Origin of the sequence: Pseudomonas sp. CH235 (assembly GCF_004368175.1) — a bacterium.
GTDB classification, from domain to species: domain Bacteria; phylum Pseudomonadota; class Gammaproteobacteria; order Pseudomonadales; family Pseudomonadaceae; genus Aquipseudomonas; species Aquipseudomonas paraglycinae.
In genome coordinates, this window is the sequence record NZ_RRZJ01000028.1 from 16,197 (window position 1) to 42,819 (window position 26,623).

General features: G+C 59.8%; 26 protein-coding genes. 14 read left to right on the forward strand and 12 right to left on the reverse strand.

Features of this window, described 5'->3' with window-relative positions:
* Positions 1–113: 113 nt before the first annotated feature.
* From speE to EIY71_RS22955, 5 genes are all read right to left on the reverse strand, one after another.
* Positions 114–989: a polyamine aminopropyltransferase gene (gene speE, locus EIY71_RS22935; RefSeq protein ID WP_007959983.1), complete on the reverse strand. Its 876-nt coding sequence runs from the start codon at positions 987–989 to the stop codon at positions 114–116.
* 134 nt (positions 990–1,123) lie between these two features.
* Positions 1,124–1,315 (reverse strand): PLDc N-terminal domain-containing protein, encoded by a 192-nt coding sequence (locus EIY71_RS22940; protein WP_007959984.1) that lies wholly within the window; start codon positions 1,313–1,315, stop codon positions 1,124–1,126.
* Between the two features lie 71 nt (positions 1,316–1,386).
* Positions 1,387–1,917: a hypothetical protein gene (locus EIY71_RS22945; protein ID WP_129973348.1), complete on the reverse strand. Its 531-nt coding sequence runs from the start codon at positions 1,915–1,917 to the stop codon at positions 1,387–1,389.
* Between the two features lie 90 nt (positions 1,918–2,007).
* Positions 2,008–2,526, reverse strand: a complete 519-nt coding sequence (locus tag EIY71_RS22950) for an ankyrin repeat domain-containing protein (protein ID WP_085608799.1) — start codon at positions 2,524–2,526, stop codon at positions 2,008–2,010.
* 97 nt (positions 2,527–2,623) lie between these two features.
* A complete protein-coding gene (locus tag EIY71_RS22955; RefSeq protein ID WP_129973347.1) occupies positions 2,624–4,462 on the reverse strand; it encodes a long-chain-acyl-CoA synthetase in 1,839 nt (612 codons plus the stop codon).
* A 390-nt stretch (positions 4,463–4,852) separates the two neighbouring features.
* Here EIY71_RS22955 and EIY71_RS22960 point away from each other — a divergent pair, with 390 nt between their 5' ends.
* Positions 4,853–5,131, forward strand: a complete 279-nt coding sequence (locus EIY71_RS22960) for a DUF3509 domain-containing protein (protein WP_039769924.1) — start codon at positions 4,853–4,855, stop codon at positions 5,129–5,131.
* 78 nt (positions 5,132–5,209) lie between these two features.
* Here EIY71_RS22960 and mtnC read toward each other — a convergent pair whose 3' ends face one another.
* The 5 genes from mtnC to aroC all read right to left on the reverse strand — a co-directional run bounded on the left by mtnC (position 5,210) and on the right by aroC (position 9,426).
* Positions 5,210–5,893 (reverse strand): acireductone synthase, encoded by a 684-nt coding sequence (gene mtnC, locus EIY71_RS22965; protein WP_129973346.1) that lies wholly within the window; start codon positions 5,891–5,893, stop codon positions 5,210–5,212.
* A 4-nt stretch (positions 5,894–5,897) separates the two neighbouring features.
* Positions 5,898–6,443: an acireductone dioxygenase gene (locus tag EIY71_RS22970; protein WP_039770173.1), complete on the reverse strand. Its 546-nt coding sequence runs from the start codon at positions 6,441–6,443 to the stop codon at positions 5,898–5,900.
* Positions 6,444–6,534: 91 nt separating this feature from the next.
* Entirely contained in the window at positions 6,535–7,161 is a 627-nt protein-coding gene (locus tag EIY71_RS22975) for a methylthioribulose 1-phosphate dehydratase (protein WP_007959997.1), read from the reverse strand.
* Entirely contained in the window at positions 7,158–8,303 is a 1,146-nt protein-coding gene (locus EIY71_RS22980) for an MFS transporter (protein WP_011333208.1), read from the reverse strand. The genes EIY71_RS22975 and EIY71_RS22980 overlap by 4 nt, the downstream gene beginning before the upstream one ends.
* A gap of 31 nt (positions 8,304–8,334) precedes the next feature.
* Positions 8,335–9,426, reverse strand: a complete 1,092-nt coding sequence (gene aroC / locus EIY71_RS22985) for a chorismate synthase (RefSeq protein ID WP_011333207.1) — start codon at positions 9,424–9,426, stop codon at positions 8,335–8,337.
* A 130-nt stretch (positions 9,427–9,556) separates the two neighbouring features.
* Here aroC and EIY71_RS22990 point away from each other — a divergent pair, with 130 nt between their 5' ends.
* A complete protein-coding gene (locus EIY71_RS22990; RefSeq protein WP_102688278.1) occupies positions 9,557–10,510 on the forward strand; it encodes an alpha/beta hydrolase in 954 nt (317 codons plus the stop codon).
* A 96-nt stretch (positions 10,511–10,606) separates the two neighbouring features.
* Positions 10,607–11,398 (forward strand): hypothetical protein, encoded by a 792-nt coding sequence (locus EIY71_RS22995; protein ID WP_085649374.1) that lies wholly within the window; start codon positions 10,607–10,609, stop codon positions 11,396–11,398.
* 108 nt (positions 11,399–11,506) lie between these two features.
* On the opposite strand, the gene prmB is transcribed toward EIY71_RS22995, so the two are convergent.
* Entirely contained in the window at positions 11,507–12,415 is a 909-nt protein-coding gene (gene prmB, locus EIY71_RS23000) for a 50S ribosomal protein L3 N(5)-glutamine methyltransferase (protein WP_007960007.1), read from the reverse strand.
* A 239-nt stretch (positions 12,416–12,654) separates the two neighbouring features.
* Here prmB and EIY71_RS23005 point away from each other — a divergent pair, with 239 nt between their 5' ends.
* The 5 genes from EIY71_RS23005 (at position 12,655) to EIY71_RS23025 (ending at position 15,425) form a co-directional block, all read left to right on the forward strand.
* Positions 12,655–13,245: a cysteine hydrolase family protein gene (locus EIY71_RS23005; protein ID WP_011333204.1), complete on the forward strand. Its 591-nt coding sequence runs from the start codon at positions 12,655–12,657 to the stop codon at positions 13,243–13,245.
* Between the two features lie 131 nt (positions 13,246–13,376).
* Complete coding sequence (locus EIY71_RS23010; protein ID WP_007960009.1) at positions 13,377–13,697, forward strand: hypothetical protein; 321 nt, start codon at positions 13,377–13,379, stop codon at positions 13,695–13,697.
* A 73-nt stretch (positions 13,698–13,770) separates the two neighbouring features.
* Entirely contained in the window at positions 13,771–14,328 is a 558-nt protein-coding gene (locus tag EIY71_RS23015) for a Smr/MutS family protein (RefSeq protein ID WP_129973345.1), read from the forward strand.
* A gap of 77 nt (positions 14,329–14,405) precedes the next feature.
* Positions 14,406–14,951, forward strand: a complete 546-nt coding sequence (gene folE, locus EIY71_RS23020) for a GTP cyclohydrolase I FolE (protein WP_003204506.1) — start codon at positions 14,406–14,408, stop codon at positions 14,949–14,951.
* Between the two features lie 102 nt (positions 14,952–15,053).
* On the forward strand, positions 15,054–15,425 hold the full coding sequence (locus EIY71_RS23025; protein WP_134023246.1) for a glutathione S-transferase N-terminal domain-containing protein: 372 nt from the start codon (positions 15,054–15,056) through the stop codon (positions 15,423–15,425).
* A gap of 31 nt (positions 15,426–15,456) precedes the next feature.
* Here the strand turns inward: EIY71_RS23025 and EIY71_RS23030 are convergent, their stop codons facing one another.
* Positions 15,457–16,623, reverse strand: a complete 1,167-nt coding sequence (locus EIY71_RS23030; protein ID WP_085748498.1) for a PLP-dependent aminotransferase family protein — start codon at positions 16,621–16,623, stop codon at positions 15,457–15,459.
* Between the two features lie 82 nt (positions 16,624–16,705).
* Between EIY71_RS23030 and EIY71_RS23035 the strand changes: the two genes are divergently transcribed.
* The 6 genes from EIY71_RS23035 (at position 16,706) to EIY71_RS23060 (ending at position 26,619) form a co-directional block, all read left to right on the forward strand.
* A complete protein-coding gene (locus tag EIY71_RS23035) occupies positions 16,706–17,149 on the forward strand; it encodes a MarR family winged helix-turn-helix transcriptional regulator (protein WP_134023248.1) in 444 nt (147 codons plus the stop codon).
* Between the two features lie 196 nt (positions 17,150–17,345).
* Positions 17,346–18,695, forward strand: coding sequence for an NCS2 family permease (locus tag EIY71_RS23040; RefSeq protein ID WP_007960018.1), 1,350 nt, complete (start codon positions 17,346–17,348; stop codon positions 18,693–18,695).
* Between the two features lie 87 nt (positions 18,696–18,782).
* On the forward strand, positions 18,783–19,412 hold the full coding sequence (locus tag EIY71_RS23045) for a LysE family translocator (protein ID WP_007960020.1): 630 nt from the start codon (positions 18,783–18,785) through the stop codon (positions 19,410–19,412).
* A 199-nt stretch (positions 19,413–19,611) separates the two neighbouring features.
* The gene (locus tag EIY71_RS23050) at positions 19,612–23,295 is read left to right on the forward strand and encodes a calcium-binding protein (RefSeq protein ID WP_134023250.1); all 3,684 of its coding nucleotides are present in this window, start codon (positions 19,612–19,614) and stop codon (positions 23,293–23,295) included.
* 171 nt (positions 23,296–23,466) lie between these two features.
* A complete protein-coding gene (locus tag EIY71_RS23055; RefSeq protein WP_134023252.1) occupies positions 23,467–25,077 on the forward strand; it encodes a hypothetical protein in 1,611 nt (536 codons plus the stop codon).
* A 6-nt stretch (positions 25,078–25,083) separates the two neighbouring features.
* Positions 25,084–26,619 carry a hypothetical protein gene (locus EIY71_RS23060; RefSeq protein ID WP_134023254.1) on the forward strand — a complete coding sequence of 512 codons (1,536 nt, stop codon included), beginning with the start codon at positions 25,084–25,086 and terminating at the stop codon, positions 26,617–26,619.
* The last annotated feature ends 4 nt before the right edge of the window (positions 26,620–26,623 follow it).

Below are 26,623 nucleotides of genomic sequence, written 5' to 3' on the forward strand. Positions count from 1 at the left end.
TCGACTTTTGTCAGGATTGATCGTTCAAAAGGTTTACACCGATGCAACATGAAAAAAGCCGAGGCCGGCGTGTTTTCGCACACCGGCCTCGGCTTTTTCTGACCCGCGAACGATCAGTCGTTGCTTGGCTTGTTCACTGCCTGCAGCACGTATTGCGGCAAGGCGAAGGCGCCGATGTGGATTTCCGGGTTGTAGTAGCGGGTGACGATGCCGCTGCCGATGAAACGCTGTTGCAGCACTTCGCGGCTCAGCTTGCGGTACGCAGGGTTGGTCGAACCCCAGGCGAAGGTCATCGAACCGCCGATATAGGTCGGCACGGCCGCCTGATAGAAGTGCCAGTCCGGGAACAGGCTGCGCAGGCGGCCGGCGGTGGTTTTCACTTCTTCGATCTGCATGAACGGCGTGCCGTTCTGGGTCACGAGGATGCCGCCCTCGTTCAGGCAGCGGTGGCAGGCCTGGTAGAAGTTTTCCGAGAACAGCACTTCGCCCGGGCCGATCGGGTCGGTGGAGTCGGAAATGATCACGTCGAACTTTTCGGTGGTGGTCGCGACGAAACGCATGCCGTCGTCGATTACCAGGTTCAGGCGTGGATCGTCGTAGGCGCCCTTGGAGTGGTTCGGCAGGAATTCCTTGCACATGTCGACCACGGTGCCGTCGATCTCGACCATGGTGATGTGCTCGACGCTGGCGTGTTTGGTCACTTCGCGCAGCATGCCGCCGTCGCCGCCGCCGATGATCAGCACGCGCTTGGCGGTGCCGTGGGCGAGGATCGGCACGTGGGTGAGCATTTCGTGGTAGATGAATTCATCGGCTTCGGTGGTTTGGATCACGCCGTCCAGCGCCATCACCCGGCCCATGCGCGGGTTCTGGAAAATCACCAGGTGCTGGTGTTCGGTGCGCACTTCGTGCAGCAGTTTTTCCATGCGAAAACGCTGGCCGTAGCCTTCGTAGAGGGTTTCCAGGTATTCGCTGGTCTTGGTGACGGTCATGGTGAAGTGCTCCGATGAATGCGCGGGCGCCAATCGTCAGGTTCGATTGCCCGGGAAAGGCGCGCATTCTACGTTGCCGAAGATGACAGGTCGAACCTCAGTTCATCGGTCCGACCCAATCACGGTGCGAACGGTCAGATCCGCACATTGCCCCGCGGCCCGGCAATCGCCCAGATGATCAGGCCCAGCACCGGCAGGAGGATGATCAACAGCACCCAGAGGATCTTCATCCCGGTCTCGGCGCCGCTTTTCAGCACATTGATGATCGCCCAGATGTCGAGCGCAAGAATGATCAGGCCGACCAGGCCATTGAACGTGGAACCCATGGTGTCGCTCCAGAATAGTGGCATGCACTTTTAGGATAGACGGTCGCGCTCAGGGTTCCCTTTTATTGCGTTCAGACGTGAACGGCGACCTTCAAGGCTTCCAGCGACGGCGCGGCGGCAATGCCGACTTCGGCGCACAGTTCCAGCACGCGCGGCACGTCGTTGCCGTAGACCAGCACCACTTGCAGCTCGTCGTCGAGCAGCTGGCTGAAGTTCATCAGCGTGTAACCACCGTTTTCCTTGTTCAGGCTGCTCATCTGCACCTGGATGCGGTTGAGCGCGGTCAGCGCCTCGGTCTTGGCCAGTTGCTTGGGCTTGAGGTTGAACTCGACACCCGGGCCGAACGAGGCAACGATCTGCGCGAACAGGTCGGCGTAGGTGTCGGCCTGGAACAGCACGGTCTCCGGCAGGCTGCCGACCACGACCCACTCGCCCAGCGGAATCGGGAAAGTGTCGTCGTAGTTGATGTCCGGGTTGGCGGTCAGAAATGCGTCGGCATCGGCGTAGGCCTGTGCCGCTTCGTCAGCGACTTTCTGAATCTCGTCGTCGCCCATGCAGCCGGAGCTGATTTTGCTGATGAGTTCGGCGAGTGCGGCTTTCATGGGAGCGGATCCTGTGGCGAAGGGAATTTTGAGGGCGCGAAGGATAGCGCATTCTCGCCTTCGCCACAGAGCGGGTTCCGGCCAGCGGCGTTAGCCCAGCAGTTTTTCCAGCTGCGCAGTGGTGTCCACGGCGCCCATGGTGCGGGCCGCGTCCAGCGCGGTGATGCCGTTGGCATCCTTGGCTTTCGGGTCGGCGCCCTGGTCGATCAGGAAGTCGACGATTTCAACGCGGTTGAACATCGCCGCCATCATCAACGCCGTGCGGCCGTCGAAGGAGGCGCCTTCGATCTGCGCCCCACCGGCGACCAATGCCTTGACCACGGCCAGGTCACCCTTGAACGCGGCGCCGGCAATCGGGCTCTGGCCGTTGCCGTTGCGTTGTTCCGGATCGGCCTTGTGCTTGAGCAGCACTTGTACCGCGTCCACGTGACCGTAATAACTGGCGAGCATCAGCAGGGTGTCGCCCTTGCTGTTGGTCAGGTTCACCGGCAGACCGGCAGTGATCAGGCGATCGAGCATCACCGCATCGCCCTCGCGCGCCTTGTTGAATACCTGCTCGGTGAATTCGGCAGCTTCTTCGGGGGTCATCTGGCGGCTTTGGTCGGACATGGGGCAACTCCACTTTCGGTCAATCGGAAAGCCGATAGTTTCCCGAGCGCAGCGATAGCTGTCATCCCCTTTTTTCCAAGACTGCCGATAGCCAATATCAATAGCGGTACTTGCCTGCCCGGATGTCGGCAAGAGTTTCATCCGTGACCTGCACGTAGGTTTCGGTCCCCGGCAGCCAGGCATAAATCGGGTCATCCCCCGTCAGGCCGGGGTCGAAGCCTTCGTTTTTCAGGCGGGTCTTCTGATATTTGAAAGTGCCGGTGGTTTCCATTTTCACCTTGACCCGCAAGAACAGCGGCACCGCATAGGCCGGCATGCGTTGGCGGGCGAAAGCCAGCAGCTCGGCGAAATCCAGGGTCGCCAGAGACTCGGCCGGGGTGATCGCCGCCATCCCGGCGCGGCCATTGGTGTTGGGGATTTCCACGCCATAGGCCACCGCTTCGGAAATATGCGGATGCTGGAGCAGCAGGTTTTCGACCTCGGTGGTCGAGACGTTCTCGCCCTTCCAGCGATAGGTGTCGCCGAGACGGTCGACAAACTGTGCATGGCCGAAACCGATGTTGCGCAACAGATCGCCGGTGTTGAAGAAGCGGTCGCCCTTGGTGAACACGTCCTGTAGCACGACTTTCGCGGTTTTTTGTGGGTCGGTGTAGCCGTCCAGCGGCGCCTTGTCGTCGATCCGCGCCAGCAGCAGGCCTCGCTCACCCCGACCGACCTTGCGCATGAATCCGTCATCGCCGCGAATCGGCTCGCCGCTGTCCTGGTCGTAGGCGACCAGTTCCCAGGCCATCAGCGAGAAACCGATGGTGTTGTCGAAATTGAGGATGTTGGTGAAGCCGATATTGCCGTCGCTGGCGGCGTAAAGCTCACAGATGTGATCCACGCCGAAGCGGGTCTTGAACTCGGCCCACGCACCGGGCCGCAGGCCGTTGCCGATCATCTTGCGCACGTCGTGACGGCTGTCGTCGGCGCTGAGCGGCTGATCCACCAGATACCGGCACAACTCGCCGACGTAACCGATGGTGGTTGCGCGATAGCGACGCACATCGCTCCAGAACTGCCGGGCGCTGAACTTGCGGCGAATCGCGAAACCCGACGCGCCATTGACCGCCGAACCCCAGCACACGCAAAGCCCGGTGGCGTGGTACAGCGGCAAGGTGCAATAGACGATGTCGTCCGGGCGCATGTCGAGGGCGATCATGCCGAAGCTCGCCGAACTGCGCATCCAGCGGCCGTGCTTGAACACCCCGGCCTTGGGCAAACCGGTGGTGCCGGAGGTGTAGATGTAGAAGCACGGGTCGTCGAAGAAAATCTGCCGGCTGCTGGCCGGGTTGTCGCCCGAGGCGTCGGCACTGGCGCTGATCAGGTTGATGTAGCCCTCGGGCGCGATGCCCGGATGGCTGAAGGTATCCTGATCGGCGACGAACCAGGCGCGCGCTGCCGGGATCGCTACTTGCTCGCGTACCGCCGCAAATGCCGGCAGCAACTCTTCACCGACAACAATCGCCGCCGGGGTCACCAGATTGATGCTGTGGATCAGCGTATCGCGGGTCTGCGAGGTATTGAGCAGCGCGCTGACGGCGCCGACTTTGGCCAGCGCCAGAATCGTCACCAGCAGTTCCGGACGGTTCTCGATGAACACCGCCACCACATCGCCCTTGCCGATGCCCTGCCCGATCAGATAATGGGCGATGCGGTTGGCCCACTGGTTGACCTGTGAATAACTCAGCACCACCTCGCCCGACAGCAGCGCGGGGCCCTCGGGATTGCGCAGCGTCGCTTGCTCGAATGTCCAGCCCAGGCCACAGGTTTGGGTCGGATCCGTGACGTTGGCCACCTTCATGCCTTTCACCACCCGTGGAATGGCTTTGGCAATCATCGGCAGTTTGCGGAGCATCATGCCCCAGGTAATCGTGTCGCTCGGCGCTTGGTGCATGGCAGCTCCCGTTCGACCTTGACGTGCAGGCCGGATTTTTATTGTCGGGCAATCGGGTGAGACAACCGGCGCTTCTCGAGCGAGGGTCGAGGCCGAAAATACGTCAGGGCTTCGCGGGCTGTACACGCGGTTTTTGCAATGTTTTGTATCCGCCCCGGCACTACTAAACGCCGCATGATTACAGCCAAGGGTATTGGTTCAATCGAATCGACAATGATCCCGCAAAATGCAGGATGCACGATGGCCATTCATGCAGATTGCACGACAGCCAAAACCAGTAGATTTTATAAATTACTGATTTATAAGGATTTTTAAAAACTCAAATACTGGCACAATCGCTGCAACTCCCTATACATGCTTGCCATTCAAGTGCATACGGAGCTGAAAGACATGAACCTGATCCAAGAAAAATTTACCTCCCTGTTTTCCAACTTCGCCGTCACCACCCAGCCCCGTCCCGATGGCGGGATCCTGCTGACGCTGAAGAGTGCCGACGGCAAAGTGTTCAAACGTGCGCTCACGTATCAGCAACTGCATACCGGTGATCAACTGTCGTGGGCAATCAGCGCGATCCGTCGTGATCTGGCGGAACAGGCCAGCGAGCTGCCGCAGATCGGCATGCTGCAAAGCCAGCAGCGTTTTGCCCTGCCGACCTATCACTCGATGTAATTCGAACACCGTATAAACAGACAGGCCGTGGAGCTTTCGCTTCACGGCCTGTTTTTTTTGCGCGTCGATTGGGTGAACTCAGAACGCTTCCGGCTCAATCCCGGTGAAGCTGTCGACGGTCACATGCCCTGCCAACTCCCCGCCTTCACGGGCCAGGCCGCAGGTTTGCAGGCCAGCAGCCTGGGCGGCATCGAGTTCTTGCACGATGTCGGACAGGAACAGAATCTCCTCTGGTTCGACCCCGATGGCCTGCTGGATGTTGCTGTACGACTGCGCCTCGCGCTTGGGGCCCGACGTGGTGTCGAAGTAGCCGCTGAACAGCGGCGTCAGATCCCCTGCTTCCGAGCAGCCGAAAATCAGCTTCTGCGCCTGGATCGAACCGGACGAATAAACAAACAGTTGATAACCGGCCTGATGCCAGCGCTGGAGCGCTTCAACGGCGTCCGGGTAAACATGGCCTTTCAACTGCCCGGCCTGATAACCCTGCTCCCAGACCATGCCCTGCAACGCTTTGAGCGGCGTGGCTTTGCGGTCTTCGGCGATCCAGGCCAGCAGAATGTCCACGACTCGCTCGACATCAGCCTGCGGTTCGTTGCTGTCGCGGCGCACGGCGTCCAGTTGCTCGGCAACGTCGGCACGCTGGGCGTTCTGGCGAACGAAGTCTGGCAGGTGCTTCGCCGCATACGGGAACAGCACGTCGAACACAAAACTCACTGCGCTGGTGGTGCCTTCGATGTCGGTGAGAATGACCTTGATCGACATCGGCTCAGTCCTCCAGACGCGGGAAGCGGCCGGCGATGTCTTCGCCGGTGAAGTTGGCGACCCAGCCTTCAGGGTTGTTGAACAGGCGGATCGCCACGAAATGCGGGTTCTCGCCCATGTCGAACCAGTGCTTGGTGCCGGCCGGCACCGAAATCAGGTCGTTCTTCTCGCACAGTACGGCGTAGACGTAATCGTCGATGTGCAAGGTAAACAGGCCACGACCGGCGACGAAGAAACGCACTTCGTCTTCACCATGGCGATGTTCTTCGAGGAACTTGGCGCGCAATTCGGCTTTTTGCGGGTGATCGCTGTTGAGGCTGATCACATCGACCGTGATGTAACCGCGCTCGGTCATCAGTTTATCGATCTGTTCTTTATAGGCACCGATCACTTCTTCCTGGCTGGCGCCGGGCTGGATCTTCGCGGCGGCTTGCCAACGGTCGAAGCGCACGCCCTGCTCGGCCAGGGTCGAAGCGATGTCTTCGAAATGGGTCAGCACCTTGTTCGGAATCTCGGGGCTGGAAACGTGATAGACGGACAGGCTGCTCATGGGGCATTCCTCGGTATCGGCCTTGCCGTCCGGTTCTTCGAGACCGGTCGGGCACTGCATTCATCAGGCAAAGGGGCTGGTTCTGGTGAAGTCAGCCTTGGCGGTTCATGACGCTGCGGGTCTTCAACTCGCATTCAAACAGGAATTCAAAGGCCTCGATCTGACGCAACGCGTCGCTCATCTGCGCGCCCCAGGTGTAGAGGCCGTGGCCGCGAATCAGATAACCGACGCAATCGGGATGGGCGTCGAGCCAAGGCTGCACCTTGGCGGCGAGGCGCGCAATGTCCTGATCGTTGTCGAAGATCGGCACGCGCACCCGGGATTCGTGGGTCGAGATGCCGCTGAAAGCTTTTTGCAGTTCGTAGTCTTCGAACTCGATGAAGTCTTGCGGCGTCAGTCGCGACAGCACCGTGGCGTTCACCGAGTGAGTGTGCAACACCGCGCCGATCTCCGGGCGCCAGCTGTAGAGCTGGGTATGCAACAAGGTTTCGGCGGACGGCTTTTTGCCGGGCTCAAGACTGTTGCCGGACAGGTCGGTGGCGAGCACGTCGTCCAGGCCCAACTGGCCCTTGTGCTTGCCGGACACGGTCAGCAGCGCTTCGCTCGGCGACAGGCGCGTCGAGTAATTGCTGCTGGTGGCCGGCGACCAGCCGCGACCATAAAGAAAACGCCCGGCGTCGACAATTTGCTGGGCAAGCTGTTCACGGGTAAGGCTCATGGCCTGTCCTCTTGCATTCGAATGGCAATGATAACGGCAGCGGCGAGCGCTGCGAGACTGGCAATACTAAAGGTCAATGTCGCGCCGAGGGCATTCCAGCTGTAGCCGGAATACAACGCGCCGAGCGCGCCACCGGTGCCGGCCAGCGCTGCATACAGCGCCTGGCCCTGTCCTTGCTGGCGCGCGCCGAAGCTACGTTGCACGAACGCGATGGCAGCCGCATGAAAGCTGCCGAAGGTCGCCGCGTGCAGCACCTGGGCAAACAGCAAGACCCAGAGGAACTCGGCGAACGAACCTAGCAGCAACCAGCGCAACGCCGCCAGCAGAAAACTCGCCATTAGCACCCGCCGCAGGGAAAAACGCGCGAGGATCCGGCTCATGGCCATGAACATCAGCACTTCCGCCACCACGCCGACCGCCCAGAGCATGCCGATCACGCCACGGCTGTAACCCAGTCGCTCAAGGTGCAGAGTCAAAAACGTGTAATACGGCCCGTGGCTCATCTGCATCAGCGCCACGCAACCGTAGAATGCCAGCACCCCGGGATTGCGCAATTGCTTGAGAAAGCCCTCGCCTGTCGGCCGGTTGCCCTGAGGCGGCTGAGCGTTCGGCACCCACAGACTGCTGAGCACGATGCCAGCCATGATCAGCACCAGCGCCGCCGGGTAGATGTCGAGGCTGAGCCATTCGAACAGGCGACCGAGGGCGACCACGGTGATGATGAAACCGATCGAGCCCCAGAGGCGGATCTGGCTGTAGCGAGACGTCTGGCCCTGCAAATGCGCGAGGGTGATGACTTCGAACTGCGGCAGCACCGCGTGCCAGAAGAAGGCGTGCAAGGCCATGACCATCGCCAGCCAGGCGTAGGTCTTGCTGACGAAAATCAGCGAGAAAGTCAGCAGCGTACACACCGCGCCAAAGCGCACGATGGCCAGGCGCCTGCCGGTGTAATCGCCGAGCCAGCCCCAGATGTTCGGCGCCACGCAGCGCATCAGCATCGGGATCGCCACCAGCTCGCCGATGCGCGCGGCGCTGAATCCGAGGTGATCGAAGTACAGCGCCAGAAACGGCGCCGTCGAACCGAGCAAGGCGAAATAGAACAGATAGAAACTGGACAGCCGCCAGTACGGGAGCGCCGCCACGGTCAGACCGCGGCGGCTTTGAGATCACCCATCAAAGCTGACCCAGCACCGGGGTGCTCACGCGCACATCGGCGTTCTGGCCACGGTGACGCAGCAGGTGATCCATCAGCACGATGGCCATCATCGCCTCGGCAATCGGCGTAGCGCGGATACCGACACATGGGTCGTGACGGCCCTTGGTAATGACATCGACAGGGTTGCCGTCAATGTCGATCGAACGGCCCGGGGTGGTGATGCTCGAGGTCGGCTTCAACGCCAGGTGCGCGACGATCGGCTGACCCGAAGAGATCCCGCCGAGAATGCCGCCGGCGTTGTTGCTGAGGAAACCTTCCGGAGTCAGCTCATCACGGTGTTCGGTGCCGCGCTGGGCAACGCAGGCGAAACCGGCGCCGATTTCCACGCCTTTGACCGCGTTGATGCTCATCAGTGCGTGGGCCAGTTCGGCGTCGAGACGGTCGAAGATCGGCTCGCCCAGGCCCGGCATCACACCTTCGGCAACCACGGTGATCTTCGCCCCGACGGAATCCTGATCGCGACGCAGCTGGTCCATGTAGGCTTCCAGCTCCGGCACCTTGTCCGGGTCCGGGCTGAAGAAGGCGTTCTGCTCGACCGATTCCCAGGTCTTGAACGGGATCTCGATCGGGCCGAGCTGGCTCATGTAGCCGCGAATGACAATGCCCTGGCTGGCCAGGTATTTCTTGGCGATGGCGCCGGCCGCGACGCGCATGGCGGTTTCCCGCGCCGAGCTGCGACCGCCGCCGCGATAATCGCGCTCGCCGTATTTGTGGTGGTAGGTGTAGTCGGCGTGGGCCGGGCGGAACAGGTCCTTGATCGCCGAGTAGTCCTTGGACTTCTGGTCGGTGTTGCGGATCAGCAGGCCGATGGAGCAGCCGGTGGTGCGGCCCTCGAACACGCCGGAAAGGATTTCGACTTCGTCGGCTTCCTGGCGCTGGGTGGTGTGGCGGCTGGTGCCCGGCTTGCGGCGATCGAGGTCGCGTTGCAGGTCCTCAAGGGAAATCTCCAGGCCCGGCGGGCAGCCGTCGACAATGGCGACCAACGCCGGACCATGGCTTTCGCCCGCGGTGGTGACAGTGAACAGCTTGCCGTAGGTATTGCCGGACATGCAGGACGCTCCGTGAAATCGAACCCAAATTCGTGATGCGCGCCAGTATACGCAGGCTAACCGAGTAGTTCATCCTCGAACCTTAGCGGTGTGGGTGAGTCCAACCGGCACCTTGGCAAATGATGGCGTGATGATGCTGCGAGTTTTGATCTTGAGCCTTTCCCTGTTTACCGGCTTCGTCCAGGCAACTGTCCTGCAACGACCGGTCACGTTGACTACCGACAATGGCGAACTTTTCGGCTCGCTGTTGCTGCCAAAATCCGACAGCCCCGTGCCGGTTGTCCTGATCCTTTCCGGCTCGGGTCCTACCGATCGTGACGGAAACAACCCCGATGGCGGGCGCAATGACAGCCTCAAGCGACTGGCCTGGGTGCTGGCCAAACACAATGTCGCCAGCGTGCGTTTCGACAAGCGCGGGGTGGCGGCCAGCCTTGCGGCTACCCCGGACGAGCGAAACCTGTCGGTGGAAGCCTATGTGGCGGACGCCGTGGCCTGGGGTCAGAAGCTTAAAGCCGATCCGCGCTTCGGCCCGTTGATCCTGCTCGGCCACAGCGAAGGCGCGCTGATTGCCAGCCTGGCGGCGCCAAAGGTCGACGCGGCGGCGGTCATCTCGCTCTCCGGCACGGCCCGACCGATCGATCAGGTGCTGCGTCGGCAACTGGCCCGCAGCCTCCCTCCCCCGCTGATGCTGCGCAGCAACGAACTGCTCGACAGCCTCAAGGCCGGGCGCACCGACGACAATGTGCCGGCGCCGTTGCAGGTGATCTTCCGTCCGAGTGTACAGCCGTACCTGATTTCGCTGTTCCGTCAGGATCCGGCGGCGGCCTTCGCCCAGCTGAAAATGCCGGCGCTGATCGTGCAAGGCAGCAACGACATTCAGGTTCAGGTCGATGATGCGAAATTGCTCAAGGCCGCCAAACCGGACGCGCAACTGGCGCTGATCGAAGGCATGAACCACGTGTTGCGCATCGTGCCCAACGACGTGAAGCGGCAACTGGCCTCCTACAAGGACCCGAATTTGCCGCTGGCGGCGGAACTGGGGACACGCGTCCTTGAATTTATTGACGGACTTCGCACCCGTTAAGCTCTTTTACCCTCTAGGACTTTGAAAAACGGCCGATAAGCCTTTGTCGCCAGCGTACTGGCTGGCGGCAAGCAGCTTGGACAGGATCTCGCCGTTATGACTGATACCCAGACTTCACCCGACACCACCGCTGAAAAAGACGCACCGCCAGCGGTCGAGCTGCCATGGGCGGATGTCCACGTCGAGCACCACAAGATGCTCCGCCTGGCGCCGTTGCAGACCGACCGCAACACCGGCGGGCGGCCGCTGCGCTTCGTTGAATTCGGTTACGCCGAGCGCAACGGCAAAGAACACAGTCTGATGCGCATGGCGATCAAGTTGCCCGCTCAGCGCGTGCGCAAAGAGCAGAATCACCTGGACGTGTGGGTCGACCATACGACCAAACGCGTGCATTTCGGCCCGGACAGCGGTTTGCAGATCGAACCGATGAACCGTGGCATCGGCCGTTTCATGGCTGCCCAGGGCATCAACTGGGCAAAAAAACGCTGGCCCACCTACACCGTCGACGGCATGGACTTGAACAACAAGGACGCGCTGAACGAGGACACTCGCCTGCGCCGCGATCACTTTTTGCGGGTGCACGGCTTTGATGTGGTTTACGCCGACGCCCAGCATTTGAAGGGTAGCGTCAAAGAAGTGAAGGTCGGCGACCTGCTGGGTGACTGGAACAGCGAAAAGCTGCAGATCGTCGAAATTCTTGAAGCTGCGCAGATGTTGCAGCAGGCCGAGCAGAATCTGGCCGAACAGGAAGTGAAGCTGAAGAAGCAGGAAGACAAGGTCAGCAAGTTCAAGCGTGAAGACGCCGGTTTGCGTTTCACCATTACTTGCCTGGTGGCGTTTGCGGTGTTTCAGGCCGGGTTGCTGATCTGGATTGCAACGCACCGCTGACTGATCTTTCCTACACTCCGCGTTTGACTCGGATGGGACGCGGAGCGTCCCGGGCTGCATTCCCACGCAGACGGTTCGACGCCTCGACGTGGGAACGATCGACGTCAGTCAGACGCGGGAAGCGAACAGTGCCTGATGGGCGCGGCACTGTTCGGCGGTCAGCATGAACACGCCATGCCCGCCGCGCTCGAACTCCAGCCAGGCGAAATCGACTTCCGGGTACAGCGCCTCGACGTGGACCTGGCTGTTGCCCACCTCGACAATCAGCAAACCCTTCTCGGTCAGATGATCCGCCGCTTCGGCGAGCATCCGGCGCACCAGGTTCAAACCGTCATCGCCGCAGGCCAGGCCCAGTTCCGGCTCGTGCTGGTATTCGTCCGGCATGTCGGCGAAATCTTCCGCATCGACGTAGGGCGGGTTCGACACGATCAGGTCGAAACGTTGACCCGGCAGGCCGTCGAAACCATCGCCCTGCACGGTGAACACACGCTCATCGACGCCATGACGCTCGATGTTCTGGTTCGCCACTTCCAGCGCTTCGAACGACAGATCCGCCAGCACCACTTCGGCGTTCTGGAACTCGTAGGCGCAGGCGATGCCGATGCAGCCGGAGCCGGTGCACAGATCGAGAATGCGCGCGGGTTCGTCGCCGATCCATGGGGCAAAACGGTTTTCGATCAGCTCGCCAATCGGCGAACGCGGGATCAGCACGCGCTCATCGACGATGAACGACATGCCGCAGAACCATGCCTCGCCCAGCAGGTAAGCGGTCGGAATGCGCTCTTCGATGCGGCGTTTGAGCAGGCGCTGAAGATTGACCAGCTCATCGTCCTCCAGCGCGCAATCCAGATAGCTGTCGGCGATTTCCCATGGCAGGTGCAAGGCACCGAGCACTAGCTGCCGGGCTTCGTCCCAGGCATTGTCGGTGCCATGGCCGAAAAACAGATCCTCCCCATGGAAGCGGCTGACGGCCCAACGGATGTGGTCGCGCAGGGTACGAAGTCGGGAAGTGATCACGGGGCAGAACTCCAGAAAAAACGACTGGCGATTCTAGCAGCCAAAACGCGCCGCGACGACGCAGGAAAGATTCCGGGGCGACGGTAGGACGCTTCCGATTTTCCCCTCGACTATTGAACAGATCGTGTAACTTGACAAGGCTGCAGGCCAGCAACGACGGTGTCTACGATGGTAGCGATTCACAGAACCGCTCAGCCAGAGGACAATGTCGCAAAAGCCCCACCCGAAGGAGCCCCAGAATGTCCGTTCCAAAAACGATGTTTCAACTCAGCGGTCGCGGTTACGCAGCGGCCACGTTGAGCCATGCCACCGTGGTCATCATCGATGCCCAGAAAGAGTACCTCAGCGGCCCGCTGGCCCTGAGCGGCATGGACGCGGCTGTCGCGAACATCAAACAACTGGTTGCCGCCGCCCGCGCAGCCGGCCGACCGATCGTGCATGTGCGCCACCTCGGCACCGTCGGCGGTCTGTTCGACCCGCAGGGCGAACGCGGCGAGTTCATCCCCGGCCTGGAACCCCAGGGCGATGAAACCATCATCGGCAAACTGCTGCCGAGCGCCTTCCACGGCACCGAACTCTACGATCGTCTGCAAACCATCGGCTCGCTGGACCTGATCGTCTGCGGTTTCATGAGCCACTCCAGCGTCAGTACCACCGTGCGCGCGGCGAAGAACCTGGGTTTCCGCTGCACCCTGGTCGAAGACGCCTGCGCCACCCGCGATCTGCCGTTCAAGGGCCGCGTACTCAGCGCCGAACAGGTACAGGAAGCGGAAATGGCGATCATGGCCGACAACTTCGCCACCCTCGCGCTGACTCAGGACCTGATCTGATCGACCGTAAATGAGCGGCTCAGCCCGCCGCTCATCTGCAAAAATCTCGCATTTGCTTCAATTACCCTAGCCTCAGGAACAACCCGGTCAACTCCCGGTCGAAGGGCCGATACCCATTGAGGAAGGTCGGAATGAAGTTATCCGATGGATTTGACGCACGCCGCTTGCGGCCCAAAGGCCAAAGCAACTGGCGATTTCGATTCGGCGCGGCGATCGCGGCCATTCTGGCCACGTTCGGCGTGCTGCTGGCGATGGCCGGGGCCGCCAGCCTGCTGGGGCGCCCGCCGGCGCTCGGCGATCTGAATGCAACACCGCTCGGCTCGGCGATCATTCTCGCGGTCGGCCTGCTGTTCCTGTATTTCGGTGTGGCCCTGTGGCGTCGTTGCCGGCGTCGCGCACGGCAATCGCGGGAATTGAACATGTCCCCGCACCTGATGAAAAAACACGATTGATCGACGGCCTGGCTTTTTGCCGGGCCGTTTTGTGTCTGTTTGGGTAAACTGGCCGCCCTTCGCGGAGGCTGACATGCAAGACGACGATTTTTCCCTGTTCAAAAGTGCGATCCAAGGCGTCAAGCCGATCAAGCACGACCGCGCCGACACCGGCAAACCCAAGGCAGACCGTGACCGGATCGCCAAGCTGCGCCAGTCCGCCACCGTGCGCACCGACACCCCTACCGTTGACGGACTGTCCGATCAGTTCGTGATCGACGTCGGTCCCGAAGACGAGCTGATGTGGGCCCGCGACGGGGTGCAGGAAAGCCAGATGCGCAAGCTCAAGATCGGGCAGATCCCGTTTGAAGGCAGCCTCGACCTGCACGGCATGAGCGTCGAAAAGGCCCGCGAAACCCTTTGGGCCTTTCTCGCCGAAGCGACCAGATTCGAAATCCGCTGCGTGCGCGTCACCCACGGCAAGGCCGTGCGTCTGGACGGCAAGCGGCCGATGATCAAAAGCCACGTCAACACCTGGCTGCGCCAGCATGCGCAAGTACTCGGTTTCTGCTCGTGCCAGGCGAAACATGGCGGTGCCGGCGCCGTGTATGTGATGCTCAAACGCACCATGATGGAAGGCCGCGACGAATAATCCCGTCACACCGAACTTGCAGGGTCGTGTCCGCCACCGTACCCTTGCCCTTTGCGAAAATCCCCACAGGTAGTTTCATGTCCCTGGAACAGAATTACACCGCGATTCTCGGCCAATTGGGCGAGGACGTCTCCCGCGAGGGCCTGCTCGACACGCCAAAGCGTGCCGCCAAAGCCATGCAGTACCTCTGCCGCGGTTATGAACAGACGCTCGAAGAGGTCACCAACGGTGCCCTGTTCAGCTCCGACAACAGCGAAATGGTGCTGGTCAAGGACATCGAGCTCTACTCGTTGTGCGAACACCACCTGCTGCCGTTCATCGGCAAGGCCCACGTCGCGTACATCCCGAGCGGCAAAGTGCTGGGCCTGTCGAAGGTCGCGCGGATCGTCGACATGTACGCCCGCCGCCTGCAGATCCAGGAAAACCTCAGCCGCCAGATCGCCGATGCGGTCCAGCAGGTCACCGGCGCGCTGGGCGTGGCCGTGGTGATCGAGGCCAAGCACATGTGCATGATGATGCGCGGTGTCGAGAAACAGAATTCGTCGATGATCACCTCGGTGATGCTCGGTGAGTTCCGTGAAAACGCGGCGACCCGCAGCGAGTTTCTCAGCCTGATCAAGTAATGCGTGACACAAAAAAACCGGCGTTGATCGCCGGTTTTTTTTCGTCCGTGAAAAATCGGGTAAGCTGCGCGCCTTCTTCAATGTCCCTGTGAGGCTTGTAACGTGTTCGTCAAAGCGCTTCGTGTCGGCCTCGGCCAACTGATCATCTTCGTTGATTTCCTCACCCGCCCGGGCAAGAAGCAGCGCCCCGCCGCTGCCCAGGCTCAGGTTGATGCCGCCGCCAGAGACCTGACCCTGTATCAGTTCCACGCCTGCCCGTTCTGCGTGAAGACCCGCCGCAGCCTGCGTCGCCTGAACGTTCCGGTGGCCCTGAAGGATGCGAAAAACAACGAGCAGGATCGCCAGACCCTGCTGGAACAGGGCGGCAAGATCAAGGTGCCGTGCCTGCGCATCGAAGAGAACGGCCAGACCACCTGGATGTATGAGTCCAACACGATCATCGAATATCTGAACAAGCGGTTCGCCGCAGTCTGATCCAAAAAAACCGGCCTGATGGCCGGTTTTTTCATGCCGCCTGCGCGGCCTGTGCCTGGCGCACCACCGCCGCCAGACGCTTGAGCCCTTCATCGAGTCGTGCCGGATCGATGTGGCTGAAGTTCAGGCGAAGATGGCCGGGGTTGCGATCCGGCTCGGGGAAGAACGGTTCGCCCGGCATGAACGCCACATCATTGGCCAGCGCGGTGTTCAGCAAGGTGCGGGTGTCCAGCGGTTGCTTCAGGGTCAGCCAGAAAAACAGCCCGCCCTGGGGTGTGTTCCAGTCCGCCAGATCGCCGAAGTGAGTTTCCAGCGCTGATTGAAATGCATCGCGACGCTGACGGTAGAAGCCACGCAATTCACTCAAGTGCTGCTGATATTTCTCACTGCCGATCCACTGCAACGCCTGCCACTGACCAATGCGGTTGGTGTGCAGATCCGCCGATTGTTTGAGCTTGAGCAGATGCGGAAACAGATCCGGGCTGGCGATCAGATAGCCGACGCGCAGACCTGGCAGCAGGGTTTTCGACACGGTGCCGGTGTAGATCCAGCTGGATTTTTTCAGGCGTCCGGCAATCGGCTGGGCACTGCCGCCGTCGAAGGTCAGCTCGCGATAAGGCTCATCTTCGATCAGGGTCACGCCGAATTCGTCGAGCAATGCCGCAACGGCTTCGCGCTTGGCTTCGCTGTAGCGCACGGCGGACGGGTTCTGGAAGGTCGGAATCAAATAGATGAACGCCGGGCGATGCTGTTCCAGGCGTTGACGCAACTGCGCAAGATTCGGCCCGTCAGCCTCCAGCGGCACGGTCAGGCAATCGGCGCCGAACAGTTGGAAAATCTGCAAGGCCGCCAGATAGGTCGGCGCTTCGAGCAGGATTTCGGTGCCCTTGTCGATGTACAGCTTGGCCGCCAGATCGAGGGTTTGCTGGGAGCCACTGACCACCAGCACCTGACTCGCCTCACACGGCAAACCCAGCGCCCTCGCCTCTGCCGCCAGCGCTTCGCGCAGTGCTGGCTCGCCTTCACTCATGCCGTACTGGCCGAGAGACAGCGGCATCTCAGCCCATTCAACTTTCGGCAGCATCGCTTCGGCCGGTAAACCACCGGCGAATGACATGACCTCCGGGCGCTGAGCCGCGGCAAGGATTTCACGGATCAGAGAACTTTTGAGGCGCGAGACACGTTCGGAAAAAGCCATGGAAGTCACCGCTAGCGAGGCATGGGAAAAATGAGTCAAACTTGTTGACTGAAATTACGACACCCTCTCTGGAAACGTCAATATGCTTGACCTTAAAAATTGCGCCAGCCAGCAACAAGCCATGGAAGCGTTTTTCTTCGGTTACCAGGCGTTCACTGCCAAGGCCGACGAAATGCTCGAGCGTCGTGGCCTATCCCGAGTGCATCAACGCATCGTGTTTTTCATCGCCCGCTACCCGAACCTGAGCGTCAAGGAATTGCTCGCGTTGCTCGGTGTCAGCAAGCAGGCGCTGAACATGCCGCTGCGGCAATTGCAGGAAATGCACTTGGTGGACAGCGTGGCGTCCGAGACTGACAAGCGCAAACGCCTGCTGGAGCTGACCGTTGAAGGTGCGAAATTTGAACAGGCATTGCGCCGCGAGCAGGTGAAATTGCTCGAGCGCGTCTTTGCCGAAGCCGGCGAGACGGCGGTCAACGGCTGGCTGGCGGTGAATCTGGCGCTGGGAACCAACCGCCCAACCGAGTGATATAGCTCGATCACCAGTCTTTTCGTCTACAAAACCAAAAACAATATTTGCTTTATTTGTACACAAAAGCATAATCCACAGCGTGCGAGTTCCTGACCGCATGGTCAACAAATTCGCGTATGCCTCAAAGGGCCGCTGCCACCCCTCATGGGTCCGGTCCTGGAAATAACAATAAAACTCTTGAGGAGTACTCGCTGTGGAAAGCCGCAAATCCGAAGCATCGACGCTGGAACTCTCGCCGCCGTTACGCAATGGCCTGCTGGAGCGCATCTTTAAACTCAGCTTGCATGGCACCACGGTGAAGACCGAGCTGATTGCCGGTCTGACAACCTTCATCACCATGGCTTACATCATTTTCGTCAACCCGAACATCATGGCCGATGCCGGGATCGATCACGGTGCAGCCTTCGTCGCTACCTGTATCGCCGCCGCGCTGGGCTGCCTGCTGATGGGCCTTTACGCCAACTGGCCGGTAGGCCTGGCGCCGGGCATGGGCCTCAACGCGTTTTTCACCTACACCGTGGTCGGCACCATGGGCTACAACTGGGAAACGGCCCTCGGTGCGGTGTTCGTCTCGGGCGTGCTATTCATGATCCTGACCTTTTCGCGGATTCGCGAATGGCTGCTCAACAGCATTCCGGTGAGCCTGCGCTATGCGATGGGCGCCGGTGTGGGTCTGTTCCTCGGGCTGATCGGCCTCAAAACCGCCGGCATCGTCGTCGATAGTCCGGCCACCCTGATCAAGCTCGGCTCGCTGCGTGAACCCGGTCCGCTGCTTGCCGCCATCTGCTTCCTGATGATCGCGATCCTCAGCTATCACAAAGTGTTCGGCGCGATCCTCATCAGCATCATCACCGTGACCCTGGCCGGCTGGGGGATTGGTCTGGTGCACTACGAGGGCATCATGTCCGCCCCGCCAAGCCTGGCGCCGACCTTCATGGCCATGAACGTCGCCGGCGTGTTCAACGTCAGCATGATCAGCGTGGTGCTGGCCTTCCTCTTCGTGCACATGTTCGACACCGCCGGCACCCTGATGGGCGTCGCCCAACGCGCCAACCTGGTGAACGCTGACGGCCGCATCGAAAACCTGTCCCGCGCCATGAAAGCCGACTCCGCCTCCAGCGTTTTCGGCGCAGTGGTCGGCGTTCCGCCGGTCACCAGTTACGTGGAAAGTGCCGCCGGTGTAGCGGCTGGTGGTCGGACTGGTCTTACCGCAGTCACCGTGGGTGTGCTATTTATAGCCGCGATGTTCTTTGCACCGCTGGCCGGCATGATTCCCGCCTATGCCACCGCCGGCGCGCTGATTTACGTAGCGATGCTGATGATGGGCGGCATGGCGCACATCGAATGGGACGAAGCGACCGACAGCATTCCGGCGATCGTCACCGCGATCATGATGCCGCTGACCTTCTCGGTCGCCGACGGTATCGCGCTGGGCTTCATTACCTATGTCGCGCTGAAGGCCGGCACCGGTAAATACAAAGAGATTTCCGTCAGCCTGTGGGTGCTCTGCGCGATCTTCATCGCCAAGTTCATCTTCCTGTAAGCGCTACGCGGTTCACGCTTCAAAACAGCCTCACCCCACCGGGTGGGGCTTTTGCACATTCTTGATAACGATAAAAAGGAGCAAGTGATGAGTCTGGAAACCTGGCTGCTGTTCAGCGGCGCTGCGCTGGTGGTGATCCTGATTCCGGGGCCACTGTCGTTGCTGATGATCAGCAACAGTCTGAATTACGGTCTGCGCCGTTCGTACCCGGCGTTTCTCGGTGGCGTGTTCGCCTCGATCTGCCTGCTCAGTGCCTCGGCGCTGGGGCTGGGCGCCCTGCTGCTGGCGTCCGAAAAACTGTTCAGCGCCCTGAAGATCGTCGGCGCGATTTACCTGTTCTACCTCGCCTGGCAGAGCTGGCAGCAATCGCGCCAGCCGTCGGTGGGGGCCGAAGTGCCTCAGGCCGCACCGGTTCCTAAGTTCCGCGCATTGTTCAGCCGGGCCTTCGTGCTTGGCGCCAGCAATCCTAAAGACATTTTGTTTTTCGCCGCGTTTCTGCCGCAATTCCTCAGCGCCGAGCAACCGTTCCTGCCGCAACTGCTGGTGATGATCGCCACCTGGACGCTGCTCGATCTGCTGTGCAAATTGACCTACGGCCTCGGTGCCCATGGTGCAGCGCGTTACCTGCGCAGTGGCAAGGGCCAGAGCTGGTTCAACCGCATCAGCGCCGGATTGTTCGGCGGTGCCGGTGCCGCATCGCTGCTCAGCGGGCACTGATACTTGCAGACAATGTTCTGAGTCTCAGATGATTTGAATCTGACTGCCAGTTTCGACACTCACGTCCTGCATCGAAACTGGCAGCAACTTCCGCTTCCAAAACGCAACACACCGCAACACCCCGCCGATGTACTTCGTTTGAACCCTTTTCCTAAGATGACGGCGCAGCACAACCTCATCTCAGAACAAGGATGTTCAAATGGCCACGCTTATTCACCCGTCCTCGATCGAATATAACGACGCAGACATTGCCGACATGCAACTTGTCGCCAATGAACGGCAACTTTCAACGATCGACTATGACGACGACAATTCCCGCCCGCCCTCTCCTGCGCTCAAAAACAAAAGAGCGCAGCTTAAAACCGTGGACCAAGTCTTCGGCCCGCTGCAGATAGGCGAATACTCCATTAGCCGCAGAGCGCTGGACACATTGGGCGCAACGGTCGACGGGCAACCCCTGGATGGCAAGAACACGTTTTTCCGTACCCCAGGAAAGCGCTTTATCAACGCCCTGCAATTTGACCCGGTCGCCATTGAAGCGCGGATGAAAACAACGACCGGCGCAGACGACTATTTACTGCCGGCCCTGCTCTTCGAAATGGCCAGCCGACGCCCTCTCACGGCACCTCCCTTGTTGATTGATCCACTCGATACTCAAACCGATCCAGGTGCTTATCAGGCCAAGCTGAAACAACTTCTGAACTCGGCGCAGAGACTCAATATCCGCCATGCCCATATCGAGGAGCCACTTCCCAACTGGGTCAAACGCTCAAGCAGCCGAACCATGGCCAGCACCGGTATCGGACTTCAGGCGTTCGGTATCTACAGTGGTCTTCGCGGTCTGCAGGATGCGATCAGAGACAAGGATTCGTATGGCATTGTGTTCAACAGCTCGGCGTTCACCGCCGATGTCGCTTCGATAGCGATCGATCTGGCCGTCGCCCGCAAAGCCACACAAATGCTCAAAGCCAGCGAGAGTGCCTACAAGGGATTTGCCAAAACCAGTTTCGCCCTCAAGTTGGGTCGCGGCGGTGGCTTGATCGGAGGTGCCCTGACGCTGCCGTTCGATGTCATTTCTGCAGTGGATGGTTTCAAAGCGGCAGCCAGGACAACCGGGAAAGAGTCGATCAATAATTATGTGAATGCCGGGCTGAGCGTCACCAGCGCGACCATTACCGTGCTGCTCGGCGCCGCGGCCCTGGCCGGATTTTCCTCGGCCGGCCCGATCGGGCTGATCGCGGGTTTGCTGCTGGTCGCGGGATCGCGAGTCTGGGCGGCAATCAATGTAGTCGATGACATTGACGATTACATCACGCTGACCACCGAAGAGCGTCTGCGTACCGGCTGGTTCGCTTTCTGGGGCATCAGCCCGGATGAAAGCATTGAAGATCGTCACCTCATTGCCAGATCGGCTGCCCGACATTCACAACAACTTCAAACCACCGCCCGCAAGTTGCTGGACGAAACACTCAAGGATCAGACCGAAGCCATCATCAATGGCAGTTTCCGGGTGGAAGTCGAATCACTCCAGGTCGCGACTTATGAGTGGACCCCGGAAAACCCGAAGTACAAAACCATCAAGCGTCCACGAATCAGCGATAACAACGACAACATCGACGCACATGCAGGCGTCACCCAAGACACACCCGGGGCAGTGTTTGGAACTTCTGCCTACGACAAAGACATCCTATGGTTTATCGGTGGCGGTAACGACACGATTCTGGGGGTAAAGAAAAAACCGAACAGGCTCTATTACGGTGCCGGCCATAAATCCCTGAACGGTGGCGAGAAAGCCGACGAGTTCATCTTCGAGGGCGCTGCCGACCTGCTGAAAACCGGCACGCAAGAAACACTGATCTCCGAACTGCAAGGTGATGCAGGTAACGACACGCTGAAACTGGCGGGGCACTTTCCGCAAACCAACGACGATCGTTACGGATTCCGAGTTGATTTGCATAAGGGCGAGATGTCGCTGCTGGTCAAGCCGCTCACTCCAAAAGAGCAGGCCTACAGGCTGCACAGTCATCTGCGAAGTATCGAAAACGTCGAGACGCTGGCCGGTGCAACCAATGAAGTCATCGGTAGTGACGGTCCGAACATCATCAAGTCCCGTGGTCGCGACGAGATTGATGCAGGCCCCGGCGAGGACCAGATTTATTTACTCGGCAGTTACGTATCGGCCAATGGCGGCAAAGGCAAGGATGCCTACGCAATCGCTCACGTCCCCGGCATGGTATCGATTATTGAAGACGGCGCAGATGAAAGCATCATTGCGCTGGACTGGCCCTGCGAGCTGATCGAAAGCTGGAAGATTGAAAAACGGGAACTGGTCATCACGTCAGGATTCGAATTCGACGATACCAGCAAGAAAATTGTCCGGATCAAGAATGTCTACCAGCAAACCGGGGACAAACGATTGCTACAGAATGGAAAACTGACCTTCATCAGCAAAGATGGATTTCATCTCGTGCCGGAACTTCCAGCCAGCATAGAAACGCCGCTAGCGGTCGATGTGGAAGTGGTGATCCTGCGACAGGGAACACGCCAGCTTCCGGTCATTGTGTTTGATAAGCAGCTCACCGTCCCCAACGACAGAAGTTCGAGCTACTGGCTGTCACGCAACAATATCCAGACGGTTTTCCAGGTAACAACGCCCGGTAATACAGGGGTCACTACGCTGCACATCGATTGTGCCAGCACAGAACTGACTCACGTCGAGGCTTATTACAACGCCGACCTCATGCGCGGAACTCATTTCAACTACATCATGTACAAGGAATGCGGGCTGACCCTGCATTTCGGCAGCAAACAGCTATCGATCAAAAATCTTGCCTCTTCGACCGTGTCCGGCATGCGCGATCTCAAGCCCCGGTTGAAGGCCCCCGAGCTGGCAACCAACCACTCGTTCATTCTGATCATGAACGACGGCGCGTCTTATCGACTTATCCAACCCCCTGTCACCGAAAGTCATTTTTTGAACGACACGTTTGAAATAAGCGGCCCGATGCATTGGACCAGCAACGTGCCTCTGCCACTTTCCCCCAGAGCGGGAACGCATCAATACCTGCAACCGCTCGACAACCAGACACATGCGCTAGGTAGCGGGGAGAAGTGCGTCATGCTCAAACCGGCTGCGCAACAGACTGCCGTGGAAAGCCTCACCGGTGAAGGTTCGAAGTACCTCGTCCACCTCAACCCCGGCATGTCGTTGCGCATTTCCACGCCAGGCGCATTGGCGACCGCGAGCCAGCAACTGGCCTTTTCCTCGACCTGGGAATTCGACGCCTCCAGCCTGGGCGAGGTGGAGATCAGGCTCATCGACAACCAGTTGCAGATCGGCCAGACGATCATCTATCTGCCGCAATACCAGAACACGGGCGACCTGATCGACCAGGTTCGCGTGATAACCGCGCAGGGCATTGTCTGGGCGGTCGATCTGATTTTCGAGGCGGTCTATATCGAAGCGATAGACGCACGGTTCCTGGTACCGGCAACCGACGTTTCGACTCCCTTGCCTGCCGGGCTGAAGCAACATCCGGAAGACCACATACTTGTACGCAACATGGTCATGAAAGATGGCAGCCTCGGTGCACTGCGGTATCACCTGACACAGCGCAAATGGATGCTCGACACAGACAAGTCCCGCACCATTGACCGCCAGGATCTGCAGACAACCAACCACTGCACCCACCAACTGAAACTGTTCGAAGAAGTGGCACAGATCGGTCTCGCTTACTCTCCTCCACTTGGCGAGCAAGCTTTGAGAGCCTTGCGCGATCAATGCGTCAGGCTGATGGGCGATCTCTCGCTGGATTACCCGGCAAAACTGGAACAGGCGAAACACCTCGCCTGGCTTTTATCCGGACAATCGCACTACAACTGACGCCCTCGGGAGTCACGGACTCCGCTGGAAACGCTTTGCATCAGTCGCTTGCGCCAATTGATATATGTACCACACGCCAGAAGCCTGCTTTGACGATCATTCAGCCCCCTTTAGCCAGCACCACTCCATGGCTTTACACCGCTGAATCAGTCGTACATCGGAGCACTTCAAATGGCCAAGCCACCCAAGCAGATTCCTCCCGCGAGTTCGTCGCCTCCCAGGTCCTTGACAGACACGCCTCTTGTCAATGTCGATCACGTTTCGAACATTCGCCCCGGCACGCATTTGCCAACCGTCGAGCTGACGTTCGCCGGACATTCATCGCAACACACGGCAGACCATGGCGGGGGCAAACAGCCCTCGGTCGAGGTCAGCGAGATGCTGACCCGCCAGCATCCACACGGGTCAGTCATTGCACCTGACGCCTCGGCGAGGCCGACATCACCCGTGTTCATTCCCGTTCATCTGGCCCTCAGGCTGACCCCGGCAGCAGACTCACCGCAAGGCATTCGCCGTGACGGTCGTGAACGAACCTATGTCGACATGCGCGAAGGCACTGCCATGGTTCATCAACACCCTGACGGCCGCTATCAACTGACCTCGGCCAGCGAGTTGACGCCATCCGGTTTTCAAGTCGAGCGGATCCATGGCACGAATCTGTGGCAAAAACGCCAAGCCATCGCGGCACGTCGCCCGCATGTCGACGAGCCGGACGAGCAAGCCGGTCCGAGCAAACGCCCGCGACTGAATGAGGATGACGCGTCGACCGATCCGGACCCGTTCGCCGACAAGGCTTCGACAACCATCCAGCAACCACTGGACCTGTCCAGCAAGCCATGGCGAAGCTGGGGTCAACCGTCAAAACCCACCAGCGGTCAATCGGTTGAAGTAGATGGGCTGCACTACCCGATCGTGTCGCAGATCGTTCGCTCCAATACTCCCATCGTCTGCATCAAGCACCCGCGCTTCAACCCGGAACGCTTCGAAGCTTTCGAACAGATGCTCGTAGACAATCGCACGCTGCAACCGCGCTGGGCAGCCCGTGCCCCGGACAACCGGTGGGTCGTTGCAGACGATCACCTGCCATTCGAAAAACCGCTGACGCAATACGTCGCCGATACCTTCGAGTACTTGTCCGGGCAATCCGCCAGGGCCGTGGCCAAGGCCATGTTCAGCGCGTCACGTGGCGCCGAAGTGATCAATGGTGAGGGATTGCAGGCACTGAGCCAGACGTTCCGTTACTGGGAAAACAGGACCATCCCTGCCCACCGACAGCTCGCAGATCCGCTGATGTTGCTGCCGATCCAGCCCATCATCGATGACGGCACTTTCGGGAGAGGGATCGTACTGCCCCCGACAAGCGGGCCGAGCCTGCAGCGAGTCGATATTGATCCGCAGAAATTTTCGCAGCAATGGAATGAATATACGGCTGAACCGGGGGCTGCGAGCTTGCAAAAGCTCTTCTACAAAATTCTGGTCAAGAGCGGCTACACGGTCAGTCCGCCAGATCCCCTGCTGCTGGAAAACTCGCTGGTTTTCCGTCGGGAAGGACTGGACTCGCTTTTCGTACTGAAGCTCCCGCTCGTTTCCTCCGACTTCATCCCCCGATACACCCGACCGGGTTCCGAACTGACCAGCTCGGCAGCGCTGATGACACTCGACGAAACCGGACGGCAACGGCTGAACACCCTGCTGGCACAAGACAAAATCAACTATCTGGTGGGCGGCATTCAACGACCGAGTCCGGACCAACCCACCCTCTTCATTCTTCGCGAAGGCTGATCATCAATGAGCCCCAAACGCCCCACCCGACCGAAAACGGATACACCGGACTCCACGCCTGTCGTGCGAGACACCACGCCGGACATTCCAGTCCCCCCACGCCTGACGCCCGACACCTTGATCGACCCAACCCTCACGCATCCGGCCTGGCAATTGCCTGCGCCGCCCGTGACTCGCCGTCAGATGATCGAAATCTACGATCTTCCTGCCGAGACACAGGTCAGGGCCAGCACCGCGCAAAGGCCGATCGGCAGTTATTTTCTTGCACCCGGGCTGGTCAACAGGTTGCCGCCTCCCGACTTGCCGAGCGGCATTCGTTCCGCCGGACGCTATGCCTATGTCGATCTTGTCGAGGGTGGCACCGTGCTGATCGACCCCGATGCACAGGATGGAGTAAGAGCTCGTTTATCGAACGAATTCTTCGCGTCCGGTCCGTTGCTGGAGCGGGTTGAAGGGACGCTGATGTGGCGCCCGGTTCCCGTGGAAACCGCGCCAGATACTTCCAGGCTGACCATCACACGCCACCGATTGCCGGATGATGAACCGTCAGCCGTACCGTCAAAACGCTCTCGCCTGGAAGAGACGCCGTGGAGCGATTGGGGCATCGACCCGCAACATGCCACCCCGGGTGACATTCGCGTCGACGGTATCCAGTACAAAGTCATTCCGCCAGGCGATGCGAGAGATCCGATCGTCTATATCAAGAACCCGAGTCACCTGATCTACGACTTCGACCTGCTGGAGCGCACACTCCGACTGGACCCGCAGCAACAGCCGCGAGGCGCCATTCAGGTTCCGCCTGCCCATCATTGGCAAATCGATCCGACGTTGCCATTCGATCGTCCATTGACGAATTACGTCGCTCGATACTTTCCCGAGTTGTCCGCGAGCTCGCAGGAGAATGTCGCGTTTCACCAGTTTGTGCTGGCAAACGGAACCAATACCGCCACCGGTTCGGGACTGACCTTGCTGCGACAAACCTTCAACGACTGGGAAACCGGAAACGACACTCCACGCCCGCAATTGGCGGATCCGTTGCTGATGTTGCCGATCCTGCCAACGTCGGGCGCTGGAACGATCCGTGTGATCGAACTACCGACGCCGGAATCGGGTGGTCCGCTGCATCGACTGGATTTCGATCCGGCGCTGTTTCGCCAGGAATGGCTGTATTCGACCAATACCCAATCGGCGGTGGATCTCAAACGCTTCATGGCGACGCTGCTGACCCGTAACGGTTACGCCGTGTTCGATCCTAGCCCTTCCAACTCGTATCCGGCATTGGTGTTCAAGCGCACCGGGCATGACTATGTATTCTTCATCAGCCTGCATCGCATCCGGGGCCGCAAGATCAACCAGACTCTGAATGTCGATCAGAACAGCGCCAGCTTGCGCCTGCATATTCAGGTGGGCGCACCGGCGGCGGCAGCGGTGATCGCAGCAAATGCCAGAAACAAAGTCGTCTGGCTCAGGGGCGGCCCGCAGACGCTTGCAAACGCTGACGACACAGTGTTTATCGTGCGCGACGGGCACCCACGGCTGTGATCGC